This window comes from Duganella radicis, assembly GCF_009720825.1.
GTDB classification, from domain to species: domain Bacteria; phylum Pseudomonadota; class Gammaproteobacteria; order Burkholderiales; family Burkholderiaceae_D; genus Rugamonas; species Rugamonas radicis.
The window spans coordinates 18,027-35,149 of record NZ_WNKY01000003.1; the positions used below are offsets into that span (position 1 = coordinate 18,027).

14 protein-coding genes and 2 tRNA genes are annotated in these 17,123 nt (G+C 60.3%); 13 read left to right on the forward strand and 3 right to left on the reverse strand.

What is annotated here, in order from left to right; translation table 11 throughout:
• Positions 1-161: 161 nt before the first annotated feature.
• The 4 genes from carA (at position 162) to GM676_RS04735 (ending at position 5,601) form a co-directional block, all read left to right on the forward strand.
• Positions 162-1,325 carry a glutamine-hydrolyzing carbamoyl-phosphate synthase small subunit gene (gene carA / locus GM676_RS04720; protein WP_155462250.1) on the forward strand — a complete coding sequence of 388 codons (1,164 nt, stop codon included), beginning with the start codon at positions 162-164 and terminating at the stop codon, positions 1,323-1,325.
• On the forward strand, positions 1,326-4,544 hold the full coding sequence (carB, locus tag GM676_RS04725) for a carbamoyl-phosphate synthase large subunit (protein ID WP_155462251.1): 3,219 nt from the start codon (positions 1,326-1,328) through the stop codon (positions 4,542-4,544).
• A gap of 101 nt (positions 4,545-4,645) precedes the next feature.
• Positions 4,646-5,122, forward strand: coding sequence for a transcription elongation factor GreA (gene greA, locus GM676_RS04730; protein WP_155462252.1), 477 nt, complete (start codon positions 4,646-4,648; stop codon positions 5,120-5,122).
• Positions 5,122-5,601, forward strand: coding sequence for a DUF4149 domain-containing protein (locus GM676_RS04735; RefSeq protein ID WP_155462253.1), 480 nt, complete (start codon positions 5,122-5,124; stop codon positions 5,599-5,601). Before greA ends, GM676_RS04735 begins: the two co-directional genes overlap by 1 nt.
• Before the next feature lie 39 nt (positions 5,602-5,640).
• Here the strand turns inward: GM676_RS04735 and GM676_RS04740 are convergent, their stop codons facing one another.
• Positions 5,641-6,108, reverse strand: a complete 468-nt coding sequence (locus GM676_RS04740) for a YhbY family RNA-binding protein (protein WP_155462254.1) — start codon at positions 6,106-6,108, stop codon at positions 5,641-5,643.
• A 44-nt stretch (positions 6,109-6,152) separates the two neighbouring features.
• Here GM676_RS04740 and GM676_RS04745 point away from each other — a divergent pair, with 44 nt between their 5' ends.
• From GM676_RS04745 to GM676_RS04785, 9 genes are all read left to right on the forward strand, one after another.
• Positions 6,153-6,848, forward strand: a complete 696-nt coding sequence (locus GM676_RS04745) for an RlmE family RNA methyltransferase (protein ID WP_155462255.1) — start codon at positions 6,153-6,155, stop codon at positions 6,846-6,848.
• Between the two features lie 196 nt (positions 6,849-7,044).
• Positions 7,045-8,928, forward strand: a complete 1,884-nt coding sequence (ftsH, locus tag GM676_RS04750; RefSeq protein ID WP_371866115.1) for an ATP-dependent zinc metalloprotease FtsH — start codon at positions 7,045-7,047, stop codon at positions 8,926-8,928.
• Between the two features lie 66 nt (positions 8,929-8,994).
• On the forward strand, positions 8,995-9,834 hold the full coding sequence (gene folP, locus GM676_RS04755) for a dihydropteroate synthase (protein ID WP_155462256.1): 840 nt from the start codon (positions 8,995-8,997) through the stop codon (positions 9,832-9,834).
• Between the two features lie 23 nt (positions 9,835-9,857).
• Positions 9,858-11,207, forward strand: coding sequence for a phosphoglucosamine mutase (gene glmM, locus GM676_RS04760; protein WP_155462257.1), 1,350 nt, complete (start codon positions 9,858-9,860; stop codon positions 11,205-11,207).
• 73 nt (positions 11,208-11,280) lie between these two features.
• Positions 11,281-11,357, forward strand: a tRNA-Pro gene (locus GM676_RS04765).
• A 71-nt stretch (positions 11,358-11,428) separates the two neighbouring features.
• Positions 11,429-11,505 (forward strand) — tRNA-Arg (locus GM676_RS04770).
• A 198-nt stretch (positions 11,506-11,703) separates the two neighbouring features.
• Positions 11,704-13,341 (forward strand): methyl-accepting chemotaxis protein, encoded by a 1,638-nt coding sequence (locus GM676_RS04775; RefSeq protein ID WP_155462258.1) that lies wholly within the window; start codon positions 11,704-11,706, stop codon positions 13,339-13,341.
• 114 nt (positions 13,342-13,455) lie between these two features.
• Positions 13,456-13,881, forward strand: a complete 426-nt coding sequence (locus GM676_RS04780) for a YeeE/YedE family protein (RefSeq protein ID WP_155462259.1) — start codon at positions 13,456-13,458, stop codon at positions 13,879-13,881.
• On the forward strand, positions 13,878-14,294 hold the full coding sequence (locus GM676_RS04785; RefSeq protein ID WP_155462260.1) for a DUF6691 family protein: 417 nt from the start codon (positions 13,878-13,880) through the stop codon (positions 14,292-14,294). The genes GM676_RS04780 and GM676_RS04785 overlap by 4 nt, the downstream gene beginning before the upstream one ends.
• Here the strand turns inward: GM676_RS04785 and GM676_RS04790 are convergent.
• A complete protein-coding gene (locus GM676_RS04790; RefSeq protein ID WP_211923155.1) occupies positions 14,282-16,372 on the reverse strand; it encodes a TonB-dependent receptor in 2,091 nt (696 codons plus the stop codon). The two genes, GM676_RS04785 and GM676_RS04790, sit on opposite strands and share 13 nt — an antisense overlap.
• Before the next feature lie 268 nt (positions 16,373-16,640).
• Complete coding sequence (locus tag GM676_RS04795; RefSeq protein WP_155462261.1) at positions 16,641-17,090, reverse strand: GNAT family N-acetyltransferase; 450 nt, start codon at positions 17,088-17,090, stop codon at positions 16,641-16,643.
• Between the last annotated feature and the right edge of the window lie 33 nt (positions 17,091-17,123).

Sequence of the window (17,123 nt, forward strand, 5' to 3'; positions counted from 1 at the left end):
TTGGTTATAATTCAAAGGTTTAGCCAAATCATATCTCTACCGTAGCGATTACCACTCATCCATCATCAATCTGACCAACTCCCCCGTGGTGTGTAAGCGCCTGGGTCGCTTGAGGGTCGTCTGACGTGGCGCAGCTACGGTAACTTTATCAGGAGTTGCCCTTGCCGCCATTTTTTTCTGGCCCCGCCGTTCCAGCCATACTGGCCCTCGCTGACGGAACCATTTTCAAAGGTTTTTCGATCGGCGCCGCCGGCCATACGACCGGTGAAGTGGTCTTCAATACTTCCATGACCGGCTATCAGGAAATCCTTACCGATCCTTCCTACAGCCGCCAGATCGTCACCCTGACGTATCCACACATCGGCAACTACGGTATCAATACCGAAGACGTCGAATCCACCAAAGTGCACGCCGCTGGTCTAATCATCCGTGACCTGCCGCTGATCGCTTCGAATTTCCGCTCCTCCCAATCGCTGTCCGACTACCTGAAGGCCGAGAACATCGTCGCCATCGCCGGTATCGACACCCGCAAACTGACCCGTATCCTGCGCGAGAAGGGCGCCCAGTCCGGCGCCATCGTCACTGGCACCCAGGGTAACGAACCGTCGGTGTCGCAGGCGCTGGACCTGGCCCGCTCGTTCCCTGGCCTGTCGGGCATGGACCTGGCCAAGGTGGTGACCGTGAAAGAGAAGTACGAGTTCACCGAGACCGAATGGGCGCTGGGCGAGGGCTATGGCAAGCTGCAAGACTCTAACTTCCACGTCGTGGCCTACGACTTCGGCGTCAAGAAAAACATCCTGCGCATGCTGACCTCGCGCGGCTGCAAAGTCACCGTCGTTCCTGCGCAAACCACCGCTGAGGAAGTGCTGGCCCTGAACCCGGACGGCGTGTTCCTGTCGAACGGTCCTGGCGATCCGCAGCCTTGCGATTACGCCATCGCCGCCGCCAAGGTGTTCATGGAGAAGAAGATCCCGCTGTTCGGCATCTGCCTCGGCCATCAGATCATGGGCCTGGCCTCCGGCGCCACCACCCTGAAAATGAAATTCGGCCACCACGGCGCCAACCACCCGGTGCAGGACCTGGACAGCAAACAAGTGCTGATCACGTCCCAGAACCACGGCTTCGCTGTCGATCCGAACACGCTGCCGGCCAACTGCCGCGTGACCCACGTGTCGCTGTTCGACGGTTCGCTGCAAGGCTTCGCCCGCACCGACACGCCGGCCTTCTGCTTCCAGGGCCACCCTGAAGCATCGCCTGGCCCGACTGACGTCGCTTACCTGTTTGACCGCTTCATCGGCCTGATGGAAGCAACGGAGAAAAAATAAATGCCAAAACGTTTAGACATTAAAAGTATTCTGATTATTGGCGCTGGCCCGATCGTGATCGGCCAGGCCTGTGAGTTCGACTATTCCGGCGCCCAGGCTTGCAAGGCCCTGCGCGAAGAAGGCTACAAAGTCATTCTGGTCAACAGCAACCCCGCGACCATCATGACCGACCCGGAAATGGCCGACGTCACCTACATCGAACCGATCACCTGGCAGATCGTCGAGAAGATCATCGCCAAGGAAAAGCCGGACGCCATCCTGCCGACCATGGGCGGCCAGACCGCGTTGAACTGCGCGCTGGACCTGCACCGCAACGGCATCCTGGACAAGTACAAGGTTGAGCTGATCGGCGCCACTCCGGAAGCCATCGACAAGGCTGAGGACCGCTCCAAATTCAAGGATGCGATGACCAAGATCGGCCTGGGCTCGGCCCGTTCCGGCGTGGCGCATTCGATGGAGGAGTCGTGGGCGGTGCAGAAGCAAGTCGGCTTCCCGACCATCATCCGCCCGTCGTTCACCATGGGTGGCAGCGGCGGCGGCATCGCTTACAACGAAGAGGAATTCGAAGCGATCTGCAAACGCGGCCTGGAAGCCTCGCCAACCAATGAGCTGCTGATCGAAGAATCGCTGCTGGGCTGGAAAGAGTACGAGATGGAAGTGGTGCGCGACAAGGCGGACAACTGCATCATCATCTGCTCGATCGAAAACCTGGATCCGATGGGCGTGCACACCGGCGACTCGATCACCGTGGCGCCGGCACAGACCCTGACCGACAAGGAATACCAGATCATGCGTAACGCCTCGCTGGCGGTACTGCGTGAAATCGGCGTGGACACCGGCGGTTCGAACGTGCAGTTCTCGATCAACCCGAAAGACGGCCGCATGATCGTCATCGAGATGAACCCGCGCGTATCGCGTTCGTCGGCGCTGGCGTCGAAAGCCACCGGCTTCCCGATCGCCAAAGTGGCGGCCAAGCTGGCCGTGGGCTTCACCCTGGATGAGCTGCGCAACGAGATCACCGGCGGCGCGACCCCGGCCTCGTTCGAACCGTCGATCGACTACGTCGTGACCAAGGTGCCGCGCTTCACCTTCGAGAAATTCCCGACCGCCGACCACCACCTGACCACCCAGATGAAATCCGTGGGCGAAGTGATGGCGATCGGCCGCACCTTCCAGGAATCGTTCCAGAAAGCCCTGCGCGGCCTGGAAGTGGGCGTGGATGGCCTGAACGAGAAGACCAAGGACCGCGAGAAGATCGAAGAGGAACTGGGCGAGCCAGGTCCGGAACGTATCTGGTACGTGGGCGACGCCTTCGCCCAGGGCTTCACGCTGGAAGAAGTACAGCAGCTGACCAAGATCGACCCATGGTTCCTGATCCAGATTAAAGAGATCGTCGACCTGGAACTGTGGATGGACACGCAGAAGCTGGAGCAGCTGGACAAGACCACGCTGTACAAGCTGAAACAGAAGGGCTTCTCGGACCGCCGTCTGGCCTTCCTGCTGCAAACCACCCCGGCCGAAGTGCGCAAGTACCGCCATTCGCTGGGCATTCGTCCGGTGTACAAGCGCGTGGACACCTGCGCCGCCGAATTCGCGACCAACACCGCGTACATGTACTCGACCTACGACGAGGAATGCGAGTCCAACCCGACCGACAAGAAGAAGATCATGGTGCTGGGCGGTGGCCCTAACCGTATCGGCCAGGGCATCGAATTCGACTACTGCTGCGTGCACGCCGCGCTGGCCATGCGCGAAGACGGCTACGAGACCATCATGGTCAACTGCAATCCGGAGACCGTGTCGACCGACTACGATACCTCGGATCGCCTGTACTTCGAATCGCTGACGCTGGAAGATGTGCTGGAAATCGTCGACCTGGAAAAACCGGCCGGCGTGATCGTGCAGTACGGCGGCCAGACCCCATTGAAACTGGCGCTGGATCTGGAAGCCAACGGTGTGCCGATCATCGGCACCTCGCCGGACATGATCGACGCCGCCGAAGACCGCGAGCGTTTCCAGAAGCTGCTGCAGGACTTGGGTCTGCGCCAGCCGCCTAACCGCACCGCGCGCACCGAAGCCGAAGCGCTGGCCCTGGCACAGGAAATCGGCTACCCGCTGGTGGTGCGTCCTTCCTACGTGCTGGGCGGCCGCGCGATGGAAATCGTCCACGAGCAGCGTGACCTCGAGCGCTACATGCGCGAAGCGGTCAAGGTATCGAACGACTCGCCGGTGCTGCTGGACCGCTTCCTGAACGACGCCATCGAGTGCGACGTCGACTGCATCTCGGACGGCGAAACCACCTTCATCGGCGGCGTGATGGAACACATCGAACAAGCCGGCGTCCACTCGGGCGACTCGGCCTGCTCGCTGCCGCCGTACTCGCTGGCGCAGGAAACCATCGATGAACTGAAGCGTCAGACCTCGCTGATGGCCAAGGGCCTGAACGTGGTTGGCCTGATGAACGTGCAGTTCGCGATCCAGAAGCAGGACGGCCAGGACGTGGTCTACGTGCTGGAAGTGAACCCGCGCGCGTCGCGCACCGTGCCTTATGTGTCGAAAGCCACCGGCCTGCAACTGGCCAAGATCGCCGCGCGCTGCATGGTGGGCCAGAAGCTGGCGGACCAGGGCATCACCAAGGAGATCGTGCCCGAGTACTACAGCGTCAAGGAAGCCGTGTTCCCGTTCGTGAAATTCCCGGGCGTGGACACCATCCTCGGCCCCGAGATGAAATCGACCGGTGAGGTGATGGGCGTCGGCAAGACCTTCGGCGAGGCTTTCGTCAAATCGCAGTTGGGCGCCGGCGTCAAGCTGCCGAAATCGGGCAAGGTATTCCTGTCGGTGAAATCGTCGGACAAGCCGCGCGCCGTGAAGGTGGCGCGCGACCTGGTCGACATGGGCTTCACGCTGGCTGCCACCAAGGGCACCGCGGCGGTGATCGCGGCGGCCGGCATCCCGGTCACCGCCGTCAACAAAGTGGTGGAGGGCCGTCCGCACATCGTCGACATGATCAAGAACCACGAAATTGTCCTGGTCATCAACACGGTGGAAGAGAAGCGCAACGCCATCATCGACTCGCGTGCCATCCGCACCTCGTCGCTGGCCTCGCGCGTGACCACCTACACCACCATCGCCGGCGCCGAGGCGGCGGTGGAGGGCATCCGTCATCTGGACGAATTGCGCGTGTACGATTTACAAGGGCTGCATAAAACCTTACACTAAGCCTGTGAGGTTTAGGTAGTACCCGGACCACAGAGCTCGCGCTGGCAGTTTTGGCGCGGCCTCTGTGGTTTTCCATTGTAAAAACAGAGTAAATAAATAACATGACTTCAGTTCCACTTACCAAGTACGGCGCAGAACTCCTGAAAGAAGAGTTGCACCAGTTGAAGACCAAAGAACGCCGCATCGTGATCGACGCCATTGCCGAAGCACGCTCGCATGGCGACTTGTCGGAAAACGCCGAGTACGATGCCGCCAAGGAACGCCAGGCGTTCGTGGAAGGCCGCATCGCGGAACTGGAAGGCAAGCTGAGCACCGCCCAGATCATCGACCCGACCACCCTGGACGCGGACGGCCGCGTGGTGTTTGCCGCCACCGTGGATCTGGAAGACCTGGAAACCGGCGACAACGTCAGCTACCAGATCGTCGGCACCGACGAGGCGGACATCAAATTGAACAAGGTATCGGTGACCTCGCCGATCGCCCGCGCGTTGATCGGCAAGTCGGCCGGCGACGTGGTGGAAGTGCAGGCCCCGGCCGGCCCGCGCGAATACGAAATCCTGGAAGTGCGTTACGTCTGATGCTACTCGCCCGCACACGTTTGCTGGTCGCGACCCTGTGGGCCGGCAGTTTATGGGCGGTGGGCTATCTGGCTGCACCGACCCTGTTCGCCACGCTGAGTGACCGCGTGCTGGCCGGCACCATTGCCGCCAGCCTGTTCACCAATCAGGCCTGGCTGTCGATCGTCTGCGCGCTGGTGATGCTGGTGCTGCTGTGGGCGACCAATACCGGCACCGGCGGCATTTTTGCCGGTTCGGCCGTGAATATGGCGGCCAAGTCGCGCCGCAACCTGCTGCTGATCGTGGTGGTGATGTTGGGATGTACCCTGGTGTCGCACTTCGGCTTGCAGCCGATGATGGCGTCGCTGCGTGCCGCGGCGGGGCCGGGCGGTGTGATGGAAGGCGCCGCGCGCAATGAATTTGGCATCCTGCACGGGATTTCCAGTGCCATCTACCTGGTGCAAAGCCTGCTGGCCGCGTGGCTGGTGGTGAAGCAGTAATGATGATTTCGCTCCCGCTGGCGCGGGAGCGATGGCGTATCAACCCAATACCGTCTTCTTGGTCGACTTCTGGCGCGCCTTGGCGCGCTTGATGTTGCCGCCCTGAGTCACACGTTCATTCCCCTTCAGCAGTACCTTGGTGACCGACGGACGCTTGGTGCCGGTCGGGCTGGCCTTGACGATGGTGACTTCGCGCATGCCTTTGCCGGCGCTGGTGCCGCGGGCTTTTTCCGTTTCCACTTTCGGGCGGTACAGCACCAGCAGCTTGCCGATGTGCTGCACCGGCGCCGCTTTCAGCTGCTCGCAAATGGTTTCGTACATGGCGATGCGCGCTTCGCGGTCGTCGCCGAACACGCGGACCTTGATCAGGCCGTGGGCGTCCAGGCCCAGCGAGATTTCTTTGATAACGTTGGCAGTCAGGCCAGCCTCGCCGATCAGGACGATGGGTTTCAGGCCGTGGGCTTCGGCGCGCAGTGCGCTGCGCTCGGCAGGAGTCAGTTTGATCATAAAATTATTTTTTGTAGGTTCCTTAAAGGCAGTATTCTACGCGAATGGCTAAGAACAAAATAAACAAAAACTGGATTCACGACCATATTAACGATCCTTACGTGAAATTGGCCCAGAAAGAGGGCTATCGCGCCCGTGCGGCTTTCAAGCTGAAAGAGATCGATGAGGATGAAAAGCTCATCAAGCCGGGCCAGGTGATCGTCGACCTGGGCTGCACCCCGGGCAGCTGGGCCCAGTACACCCGCCGCAAGCTGTCCGGCAAGGAGGGCGGGGGCGTGCACGGCACCTTGATCGGGCTGGACATCCTGCCGATGGAGCCGGTGGCCGATTTCCATTTCATCCAGGGCGATTTCCGCGAAGCCGAGGTGCTGCAACAGCTGGAGGCGGTGGTGCAGGGCCAGAAAGTTGACCTGGTGTTATCGGATATGGCGCCCAACCTGTCCGGCATTCCGGATTCCGACGCCGCGCGCATGGAGCATCTGATCGATCTGGCAATTGAATTCTCGCAAGCGCATTTGAAACCGGAAGGTTCCCTGCTGGTGAAATGTTTTAAGGATATGGGTTTCAACGACATCGTGCATAAATTCCGCGCCGAATTTAAAACCGTGATCCAAAAGAAACCAAAAGCCAGCCGCGACAAATCGTCCGAGATTTTCCTGCTCGGCCGTGGCCTGAAAAATCCGACCGAAGGCGGCATGGCCTCGGCCCAGCCGTTGGATTCCGGCGGCTGGCGCCCTTGATATTTGCCGAACAACCCGCACATCGCTCACTGGAAGAGCAGTTTTAACTTGATTGCAGGGTGTTTTTGCTCAAATAATATGCTTTTCAGCCGGTTTTAAGCCGGCGCACGGCAGGGTTCTGGCACCTCCTGCCTATTGCGGGTAAAATCGAATTTCAGCCAGGTTTATCGATGCGCCTCGCATCCAAGGAGTTTTCGTGAATAACATGTTTTCCAAATCAGCCATCTGGGTAGTCGTGGTACTGCTCCTGCTTATGCTGTACAAGCAGTTTGACAGCCATGGCGTAACCGGTGGAGCCAAAGCCATCGCTTATTCCGACCTGCTGGATGACGTGAAAGCCAAGCGCATCAAGGACGTCGTGATTGAAGGCGGCAACATCACCGCCACCCGCAGCGACGATACCAAAGTCCGCACCACCGCCACGCTGCTCGACCGCGGCCTGATCGGCGACCTGCGCGACAACGGCATCCATTTCGACGTGAAACCGCCTGAGGAGCCATCGTTCCTGTCGCAGGTGTTCGTGTCGTGGTTCCCGATGCTGCTGCTGATCGGCGTGTGGATCTTCTTCATGCGACAGATGCAGGGCGGCGGCAAGGGCGGCGCGTTCTCCTTCGGCAAGTCGAAGGCGCGCATGATGGATGAAACCAATAACACCGTCACCCTGGCCGACGTGGCCGGCTGCGACGAAGCCAAGGAAGAGGTCGCCGAGATCGTCGACTTCCTGAAAGATCCGAGCAAGTTCCAGAAACTGGGCGGCCGCATTCCACGCGGCGTGCTGATGGTCGGTCCTCCGGGCACCGGTAAAACCCTGCTGGCGCGCGCCATCGCCGGCGAAGCCAAGGTGCCGTTCTTCTCGATTTCCGGTTCGGACTTCGTGGAAATGTTTGTCGGCGTGGGTGCGTCCCGTGTGCGCGACATGTTCGAGAACGCCAAGAAGCATTCGCCTTGCATCATCTTCATCGACGAGATCGACGCGGTCGGCCGTCATCGCGGCGCCGGCATGGGCGGCGGCAACGACGAGCGCGAACAGACGCTGAACCAGCTGCTGGTGGAAATGGACGGCTTTGAAGCCCAGTCCGGCGTGATCGTGATCGCCGCCACCAACCGTGCCGACGTGCTGGACAAGGCGCTGCTGCGTCCGGGCCGTTTCGACCGCCAGGTCAACGTGGGCCTGCCGGACATCCGCGGCCGCGAACAGATCCTGAACGTGCACATGCGCAAAGTGCCGATCGGCACCGACGTCAAGGCCGACATCCTGGCGCGCGGCACCCCGGGCTTCTCGGGCGCCGACCTGGCCAACCTGGTCAACGAGGCCGCGCTGTTTGCCGCCCGCCGCTCCAAGCGCCTGGTCGACATGCAGGACTTCGAGGACGCCAAGGACAAGATCTACATGGGCCCTGAGCGCAAGTCGATGGTCATCCGTGAGGACGAGCGCCGCAACACCGCGTACCACGAGTCCGGCCACGCGGTGGTGGCCAAGCTGCTGCCGAAGGCCGACCCGGTCCACAAAGTGACCATCATGCCGCGCGGCTGGGCGCTGGGCCTGACCTGGCAGCTGCCGGAGCACGATAATATTTCGGGCTACAAGGACAAGATGCTGGAAGAAATTTCCATCCTGTTCGGCGGCCGCATCGCGGAAGAGATCTTTGTCGGCCAGATGTCGACCGGCGCCTCGAACGACTTCTCGCGCGCCACCAAGCTGGCCCGCTCGATGGTCACCAAGTTCGGCATGTCGGACGCGCTGGGCGTGATGGTGTACGAGGATACGCAGAACGACGGCTTCCTGGGCGGCACCAACAAGACCATCTCGGAAGCGACCCAGCAAAAAGTGGACGCGGAAATCCGCGCCATCCTGGACACGCAATACGCGCTGGCCCGCAAGCTGCTGGAAGAGAACCGCGACAAGGTCGAAGTCATGACCAAGGCCCTGCTGGAATGGGAAACCATCGACGCGGACCAGATCAACGACATCATGGCCGGCCTGGAGCCGCGCCCGCCGAAGGCTGGCGTGTCGCTGCGCAAACCGCCTTCGGGCGATGGCGGCAACGGCGTATCGCCGAGCGTGACCGCACCGGCCTGATCGGACGGCAAGGCATCAACACCAAGGGTGAGGAGCGATCCTCGCCCTTTTTCATTTTCGTTTCCCATGCAATCCACCTTACAGTTTGGCCGTTTTAATTTCCCGTGGCGGGGGCAGGGCGCGCGCGCGCGCGTGATGGGCATCCTCAACGTGACGCCCGATTCGTTTTCCGACGGCGGCAATTACCAGTCGCTGGAATTCGCCATTTCCCATGCCGAGGAAATGGTCGAGGCCGGTGTCGACATCATCGACGTCGGCGGCGAATCGACCCGTCCCGGTTCGCCGCCGGTGTCGCTGGAAGACGAGCTGCGACGCGTGATGCCGGTGCTGTACGCGGTGCGCGACATGGGCCCGGCCATCTCGGTCGATACCTACAAGCCACAGGTGATGCGCGAAGCCATCATCGCCGGGGTCGACATGATCAACGATATCAATGGCTTCCGCGCGCCGGGCGCCATCGAAGCCGTGCGCGACAGTGACTGCGCGCTGTGTATCATGCACATGCAAAGCGATCCGCAGCACATGCAGCTGGCGCCGAGCTATACCGACGTGGTGGCCGAGGTGATCGCCTTCCTGCGCGAGCGCATCGACGCCATGCTGGCGGCCGGCATTGATCCACGCCGGATTTGCATCGATCCCGGCCTTGGCTTTGGCAAAACGGTAGAGCATAATTACACGTTGCTAAAATCTACATCCCGGCTGATTGCCGAGCTGAATATGCCGTTGCTGGCGGGCCTGTCGCGCAAGTCCATGGTGGGCGCGGTGACCGGCAAACCCGTCGAACAGCGTATGGCCGGCAGTGTGGGTGGTGCATTGGCTGCGGTAGCGCAAGGCGCGCTGATCGTGCGGGTGCACGATGTGGCAGAGACGGTGGACGCGCTCAAAGTGTGGAACGCCGCGCAATAAACCTATAACGAACAGAGTACACAATGACCCGTAAATATTTTGGCACCGATGGCATCCGCGGCCTGGTAGGCGAAGCGCCGATTACCCCTGATTTCGTCATGCGCCTGGGCTACGCGGCCGGCAAGGTGCTGGCCAGCAAGCGCAGCGGCACCGGCCGCCCGACCGTCCTGATCGGCAAGGACACCCGCATCTCCGGCTACATGCTGGAGGCGGCGCTGGAGGCCGGTTTTTCGGCCGCTGGCGTGGACGTCATGCTGGCCGGCCCGATGCCGACCCCGGCCATCGCCTACCTGACCCGCGCGCTGCGCCTGTCGGCCGGCGTGGTGATCTCGGCCTCGCACAACCCGTTCCAGGACAACGGCATCAAATTCTTCTCGGCCCAGGGCACCAAGCTGCCGGATTCGGTGGAACTCGACATTGAAGCCGAGCTGGACCAGCCAATGAACTGCGTGGCGTCGGAAAAACTGGGCCGCGCCAAGCGCCTGGACGACGCTCAGGGACGTTACATCGAATTCTGCAAGAGTACCTTCCCGAACGAACTGGACCTGCGCGGCCTGAAAGTGGTGGTCGACACCGCCCATGGCGCGGCCTACAACATCGCCCCGCACGTGTTCCATGAACTGGGCGCGGAAGTGATCGCCATCGGCAACAAGCCGGACGGTTTCAACATCAATCTGGAACACGGCGCCACCGCGCCCAAAGCCATGGCCGCGGCCGTGCAGGCGCACGGCGCCGACCTCGGCATCGCGCTGGACGGCGACGCCGACCGCCTCATCATGTGCGACGCCAATGGCCGCCTGTACAACGGCGACGAGCTGCTGTACCTGATGGTGATGGACCGCCTGGCCACCGGTCCGGTCGCCGGCGCGGTCGGCACCCTGATGACCAATATGGCGGTGGAAGTGGCGTTGAAAGAGAAGGGCATCGGCTTCGCGCGCGCCAAGGTGGGCGATCGTTACGTGCTGGAAGTGATGCAGGAAAAAGGCTGGATTCTGGGCGGCGAAGGCTCGGGCCACCTGCTGGCGCTGGACAAGCACACCACCGGCGACGGCATCATCTCCGCCCTGCAAGTGCTGTCGGCCCTGAAACGCGCCGGCAAATCGCTGGAGGCATGCTGCGCCGACCTGACCATCTTCCCGCAAACCCTGATCAATGTGCGCGTGCCGGCCGGTTTCGACTGGACCAAAAATGCCGCCATGGTGGCGGAAAAGGCCAAGGTCGAGTCCGAACTGGGCGACAGCGGCCGCGTGCTGATCCGCGCATCGGGCACCGAACCGCTGATCCGCGTGATGGTCGAGGCGCGCGACGCCGAGGCCGCGCAGTCGATGGCACGTCGCATCGCCGACAAGGTGGAAACCCAGCTGGCTGCGTAAAATTTCAGCAATGAAATTTAAATCGGGTGCTTTGATTGACGCCGAAGGCGAGTGAGGCTAAAATACTGTTCATCGGAGTGTAGCGCAGCCCGGTAGCGCATCTGGTTTGGGACCAGAGGGTCCAAGGTTCGAATCCTTGTACTCCGACCAAAATCTCTAAAAACGGGTTGTCTTCGGACAGCCCGTTTTTCATTTCCGCCGCAGATTCCTGCGACGTCTTTCTGCCCATAGCTCAGTTGGATAGAGCATCAGCCTTCTAAGCTGAGGGTCGCTGGTTCGAACCCAGCTGGGCAGGCCACACGACTGTTGCTTCGAGGACTCATAGTTTTTTTTGTGTTGATTCTGTGAGCTATTCGCGGCATATTGTTGCTTAACGGTACTTCATCTTGCGCTGCCCCATTGCTGCCAGCGTGTCTCATCTTCGTTTTGTTTCTTTCGCCCCGATCCCGCGAGCTTCGTTGCTGTCCAACTTTGCTTGTTATAAAGGTGCGAAATCATGGATTCTTTCAAAAAATTAAAAATTGGTACCCAGCTGTGGCTTGGCTTCGGCATGTTGACGGCTTTGATGCTGGTGCTGGCCGTGTTCTCGGTGATGCGGGTGTCTTCGCTGTCGCAGGCGTTCCAGGAGCAAGACAAGATGTCGTCCGAGAAGCTCGATCCGCTCTACGTGGCGCGGGAGGCGCTGGCACAGACCGGACTGGCAGCGCGTAATGCCTACATCTTTGAAGACGATGCACAGGCCGCCAAGGAGCTGGCCATTGTCGATGAGCAGAAAGCGCTTTATCTCTCGGCGCTGGAAAAAATGACGCCAGCCTATGCCAACGACCCCCAGTTTGCCAAAGTCAAAGAGGGCTTGCTGGCCATGGCGGACGCCTTGAAGCGCCCACGCCAGCTCCGTGAAGCCAAGAAAATGGAGGAGTACGGCAAGTTCCTGGTGACTGAATGCAGCCCGCTGCGCCGTCGCATCGTGGAGGACATGGCGGTGCTGGTAACGGCTGCCCAGAAGGAGTTTGACGCCGCCAGCGGGGCGGTGGCCAGCGATGCCAGCAGCGCGCAGCAACTGGTGACGATACTGGCGGTGGTGGCGGTTGTGCTGAGTGTGGTCATCGCCGGGTTGATCAAACGGGTGTTGCTCAAGCAGTTGGGCGGCGAGCCGGCGTATGCGGCTGAGATTGCCCGCCGTATCGCCAAGGGCGATCTGGCCGTTAATGTGCAACTGACGCAGAAAGACGAGGATAGCTTGCTGTTTGCCATCAAGAGCATGCGCGATAGCCTGGCAGGTATCGTGCAGGATGTAAGGCAGGGCACCGACGCCATCACCAATGCCTCGAACGAGATCGCTTCCGGGAACGAGGACTTGTCGGCCCGCACCGAGCAACAGGCGCAATCGCTGGAGCGGGTGGCAAGCGCCATGGACGAGCTGACCTCGACGGTCAAGCAGAACGCCAGCAATGCACAGCAAGCGAATCAATTGTCGCAGTCGGCGTCGGAAGTATCGGAGCAGGGTGGCGAGGTAATGCGGCAGGTGACTGAAACGATGGCGTCGATTAATGATTCGTCCAAAAAAATCGTTGATATCATTTCCGTTATTGACGGGATCGCATTCCAGACGAATATCCTGGCGTTGAATGCGGCCGTGGAAGCGGCACGTGCCGGTGAACAGGGCCGGGGTTTTGCGGTAGTGGCTACCGAGGTGCGTAATCTGGCGCAACGTGCGGCGCTGGCTGCCAAAGAAATTAAGGTATTAATTGATGATTCGGTGGAAAAAGTCGGCAGTGGTTCGCATCTGGTTGAAAAAGCTGGAACCACAATGCAGGAGGTGGTTTCCAGCGTGCGCAAGGTAACGGAAATAATCCTCGATATTAGCCACGCCAGCCAGGAGCAGAGCGCCGGGATTCAAGAGGTGAGCAGTGCGATCGGCCAAATCGATGGTATGACACAAAGGAATACCGCCTTGGTCGAGGAAGCCAGTTCGGCCGCGCAGGAATTAAAACAACAGGCCTATCATTTAACCGAAGCCGTTGGGCAATTTAAACTCGATGCATCCAATGCCTCGGTTTCCCATTTGCCAGCGAAAGCAGTATCCGATCATGCTGGCAAACCGGTACGTGGCCTGCGTCTGGCGGCGGGCTAGCCGGCAAACAGCGGCGCCAGTATGCCAGAAATTGGCGCGTTGCCACTGATTTCTGGCATACTCTGATCTTCCGTCCGGGGCGCCAAGCCCCGGACCTGCTTTGAGGAGATCCGGATGACCGTGGATTGGAATACATTTACGCCGGCCGCCAGTTTGGCCGGCGGACTGCTGATTGGCTTGGCCGCTGCCATATTCGTTGTTTTTAACGGGCGCATCGCCGGCATCAGCGGCATTATCGGCGGTCTGATCAGACCGCATCGCGGCGATTGGGGCTGGCGGGCCGCCTTTATCGCCGGTCTGATTATTTCCCCTATTATTTACGCTATCTTTTTTCAGTTGCCGTCAGTGCAGATTGAGGCTGATACGCCAACACTGCTTATTGCCGGTTTAATTGTTGGAATAGGAACGCGATTCGGCTCGGGTTGCACCAGCGGTCATGGCGTGTGTGGGATTTCCCGATTATCCTTCCGATCCGCCATTGCCACGCTGACCTTTATGCTGGCGGGATTTATTACAGTGTTTTTGGTACGTCATCTATGATCATCGTTTCTTTTTTGACCGGATTAATATTCGGCCTTGGACTGATTATTTCGGGCATGGCGAATCCGGCCAAGGTGCTGGGTTTTCTGGATTTGGCCGGCGCATGGGACCCGTCGTTGATGCTGGTCATGTGCGGCGCTATCGGCGTAGGTTTCTTTGCTTTTTTCTGGGCTAAAAAGCAGCAGACCACTTTACTGGGATTTGAAATGAAACTACCCAGCGCCACTAAAATAGACCGCCGTTTAATCGGTGGTTCTATTATGTTTGGCGTGGGTTGGGGCATTGCCGGTTTTTGTCCGGGGCCTGCGCTGGTCGGGTTGGGAATGGGCCTGCCCAAGGCCCTGATTTTTGTTGCCGCTATGCTAGCCGGCATGGGCATTTACGAACTGATCGAACGCCTTCAGAAGCGATAGCGCGCCGTCAGCTGCGCCGAGCGTGGCGCGCCCGGCAAGTTGAGGTTTTTATTGCTGCCGTGACCGGCGATGGTGTAAGCCTTGTCCGCCAGGTTCAGCAGATTGAGCGTCAGGTCCAGGTCGCGATCGCGGTAATAGACCATGGCGTCGGCCGTCACGTAGCTCGGCAGCACCACCGTGTTGCCCGGATTGGCAAAACGGTCGCCGACGTAGTTCAGACCGCCGCCGACGCCAAAGTGGCCGGCCAGCGACTTGGTCAGCCACAGGTTGGCGCTGTTTTTCGGCGTCAGCGTCGGTTGTTTGCCTTGCACGAGCTGGCCGTCGTCTTTTGCCACCGAAGCAATCATTTTCGCATCCAGCCAGGCGTAGCCGGCCCAGGCTTGCCAGCCATCGCCCAGATCGCCGCCGAAAGTCAGTTCCACGCCATTGGTGCGCTGCGTGCCGACCGGTAGCAACTTGTTGGTGACCGGATCGCTGGATTTCATATTGTCGCGCGTCAGTTGGAACACCGACACACCGGCCGACGCACGGCCGCCGAACAGGTCGTATTTGGCGCCGACTTCCTTGTTTTTGGTGGTTTCCGGCGCGATATCGACATTGTTGGCCGCCAGCGCGAAACCTTCGCCCGACGGCTGGAAGGAGCGGCTGAACGAGGCGTAATAGGATTGCGTCGCGCTTGGCTGATACACCAGGCCGGCGCGCGGGCTCCAGTTGCGGTCGGTGCGGGACAGGTTAGCCAGGCCGGCGATGCGTTGCTGGGTCTGCTGCTCAAAGCGGTCGTAGCGCACGCCCGCCAGCGCTTTCCACTCCGGCGCCAGCGTCACCAAGTCCTGCACATAGGCGCTGGCCACTTTGAAAATACCCAGATTGTTCGCCGTGGGCGCTCCGCCGGCCGTAAATGGCACGACCGGTGCGATCGGGTTGAACAATGACACGGTGGCCGCATTGGCTTGCGAGCGCACCAGCTGGTATTTGTTCTGCTTGCCGAATTCCACGCCGTACAGCACTGTGTGCTGCATGCCGCCCAGTTCGGCGTGCTGGGTCAGCTCTGTCTGATTGTTATAGCCGTCTTCGTCGCGCAGGACATTACCGCGCGTCAGCGACACGGTCCTGGCGGTCTCGTTCACCGAGCCGACCAGCGTATTATTCCGGTGCAACGAATAATCGTAGTGGCGGAAGGCGTTTCTGAGCGAAAGCTGCGCAGTGAAGCGGTGGTCCAGCGTGAAGCCATAGCTGTACACGCGCGATTCGCTGAAATCGAACTGGCGCGCGTTGGCCGCGCCATAGTAAGTGCTGGCCGGTACATTCACCGGACGGCCCTGGTAGGAAGGATTGCCAAAGTCGGTCACGCGCTTGTCGTGCAGATAATCGGCTTGCAGCAGCAGTTGCGTGTCCGGGCTGATGCGGAACAGCGCGGACGGCGCCAGCGCTTGCCGTTCGAGGAATTGCTGGTCGCGGTAACTGTCGGCATCTTCCACCGCGCCGGTCAGGCGCACGGCGGCGTTTTGCTCGGGCAGGTTGCGTGCGAGGTCGAATTCGCCGCGCTTCTGGCCCCAGCTGCCAACTTGCAGACTGACTTCGCTGCGGTCCACGCCCGGTTTTTTGCTGATGCGGTTGATCATGCCGCCGGACGAACCGCGCCCGTACAGCACCGAAGCCGGGCCTTTCACCACCTCCACCTGCCCGATGTTCGACAGGTCGCGGAAATACAGGGCATCGTCGCGCATGCCATCGACAAACTGGTCGCTGATGGCGCTAAAGCCGCGGATGGTCACCTGGTCGCGCTGGCCGTCGCCGGTGGACAGGCCGATGCCGGGCACGTTTTTCAGCGCGTCTTGCAGCGAGCGCGCGCCTTGGTCGCGCAGCAATTGCGCCGGCACCACGTTGACGGTCTGCGGAATGTCGCGCAGCGGGGCGTCGATCTTGGACGCGCTGTTGGAGGAGGAGATGCGGTAGCCCTCGTCGCTGGCGCCGGTCACGGTCACCGTTTGCATGGTTTGCTCGGTCTGGGCCGCAGCGTAAGGGGAAAGGGAGAGGCTCGCCAGCATCAGCGCCAGCGGAGTTTTTTGCATAGCCATGGTCGTCCTTGAAGTGATGGCATGGCTGGCTTTTGGCTGGCTAAATGAGAATTGTTATCATTGGATTATGCTCCTAAGTTAATATCCACGCAAGTGGTCCAGTCACCGTGCGGTGGATAACTTAGCTGCGGAAAAATTACGCAGCCAAACTTTATCGTTTGAAATCAGTAAGTTGGGATAGGGTGCTGGCGCTTGTTAACAGGCTTATCCACAGAATTTGTTAACAACCGGCCCTCAAGATGGACTGCTGTAGCGGCTGAAATAAGCCTTAGCGCAGTGGTGGCGCGAACATCTTCGGCTGGAAGGGATTGATGTCCTTGCGCAGCATGCGCGGGATGATGGGATCCTGCACGAAGGACTGTGATTTGTAGAAGTCGTCCGTGCCGGCCGCCGCCACCAGCAGCAGGCGGCGAATGCCCAGCCCCAGCACGTACTGCTCGATGCGTTTCATGATCCAGTGGCCAATGCCCATGCCGCGATAGCGGCTCTGGATCATCAGTTCCGACACGTAGCAAAACTCCGGCGCCGCCAGCTCCAGCCGGGCGATGCCGATCTGTTGCCTGTTCAGCTCCACCGCCACCCATTCCACCTTGCCGCGCGGATCGGCCGCCGTTGGGGGCGGCAGCAAGCTGCTGGCATCGGCGTCCTTGCGAAAGGCCAGCAGGACTTTGTTGGGTGGCGCCGCTTTCAGCAGGCGAAATTGCAGCTCGAGATCCATGGTACGTGCTTCAAGTAAGTGATCTGCGTATAT

Excerpts from the sequence above, each read along its gene's own strand:
- carB (WP_155462251.1), top strand. The coding sequence starts at position 1,326 with ATGCCAAAACGTTTAGACATTAAAAGTATTCTGATTATTGGCGCTGGC.
- greA (WP_155462252.1), top strand. The coding sequence starts at position 4,646 with ATGACTTCAGTTCCACTTACCAAGTACGGCGCAGAACTCCTGAAAGAA.
- GM676_RS04735 (WP_155462253.1), top strand. The coding sequence starts at position 5,122 with ATGCTACTCGCCCGCACACGTTTGCTGGTCGCGACCCTGTGGGCCGGC.
- GM676_RS04740 (WP_155462254.1), bottom strand. The coding sequence starts at position 6,108 with ATGATCAAACTGACTCCTGCCGAGCGCAGCGCACTGCGCGCCGAAGCC.
- GM676_RS04745 (WP_155462255.1), top strand. The coding sequence starts at position 6,153 with ATGGCTAAGAACAAAATAAACAAAAACTGGATTCACGACCATATTAAC.
- folP (WP_155462256.1), top strand. The coding sequence starts at position 8,995 with ATGCAATCCACCTTACAGTTTGGCCGTTTTAATTTCCCGTGGCGGGGG.
- glmM (WP_155462257.1), top strand. The coding sequence starts at position 9,858 with ATGACCCGTAAATATTTTGGCACCGATGGCATCCGCGGCCTGGTAGGC.
- GM676_RS04775 (WP_155462258.1), top strand. The coding sequence starts at position 11,704 with ATGGATTCTTTCAAAAAATTAAAAATTGGTACCCAGCTGTGGCTTGGC.
- GM676_RS04780 (WP_155462259.1), top strand. The coding sequence starts at position 13,456 with ATGACCGTGGATTGGAATACATTTACGCCGGCCGCCAGTTTGGCCGGC.
- GM676_RS04785 (WP_155462260.1), top strand. The coding sequence starts at position 13,878 with ATGATCATCGTTTCTTTTTTGACCGGATTAATATTCGGCCTTGGACTG.
- GM676_RS04790 (WP_211923155.1), bottom strand. The coding sequence starts at position 16,372 with ATGGCTATGCAAAAAACTCCGCTGGCGCTGATGCTGGCGAGCCTCTCC.
- GM676_RS04795 (WP_155462261.1), bottom strand. The coding sequence starts at position 17,090 with ATGGATCTCGAGCTGCAATTTCGCCTGCTGAAAGCGGCGCCACCCAAC.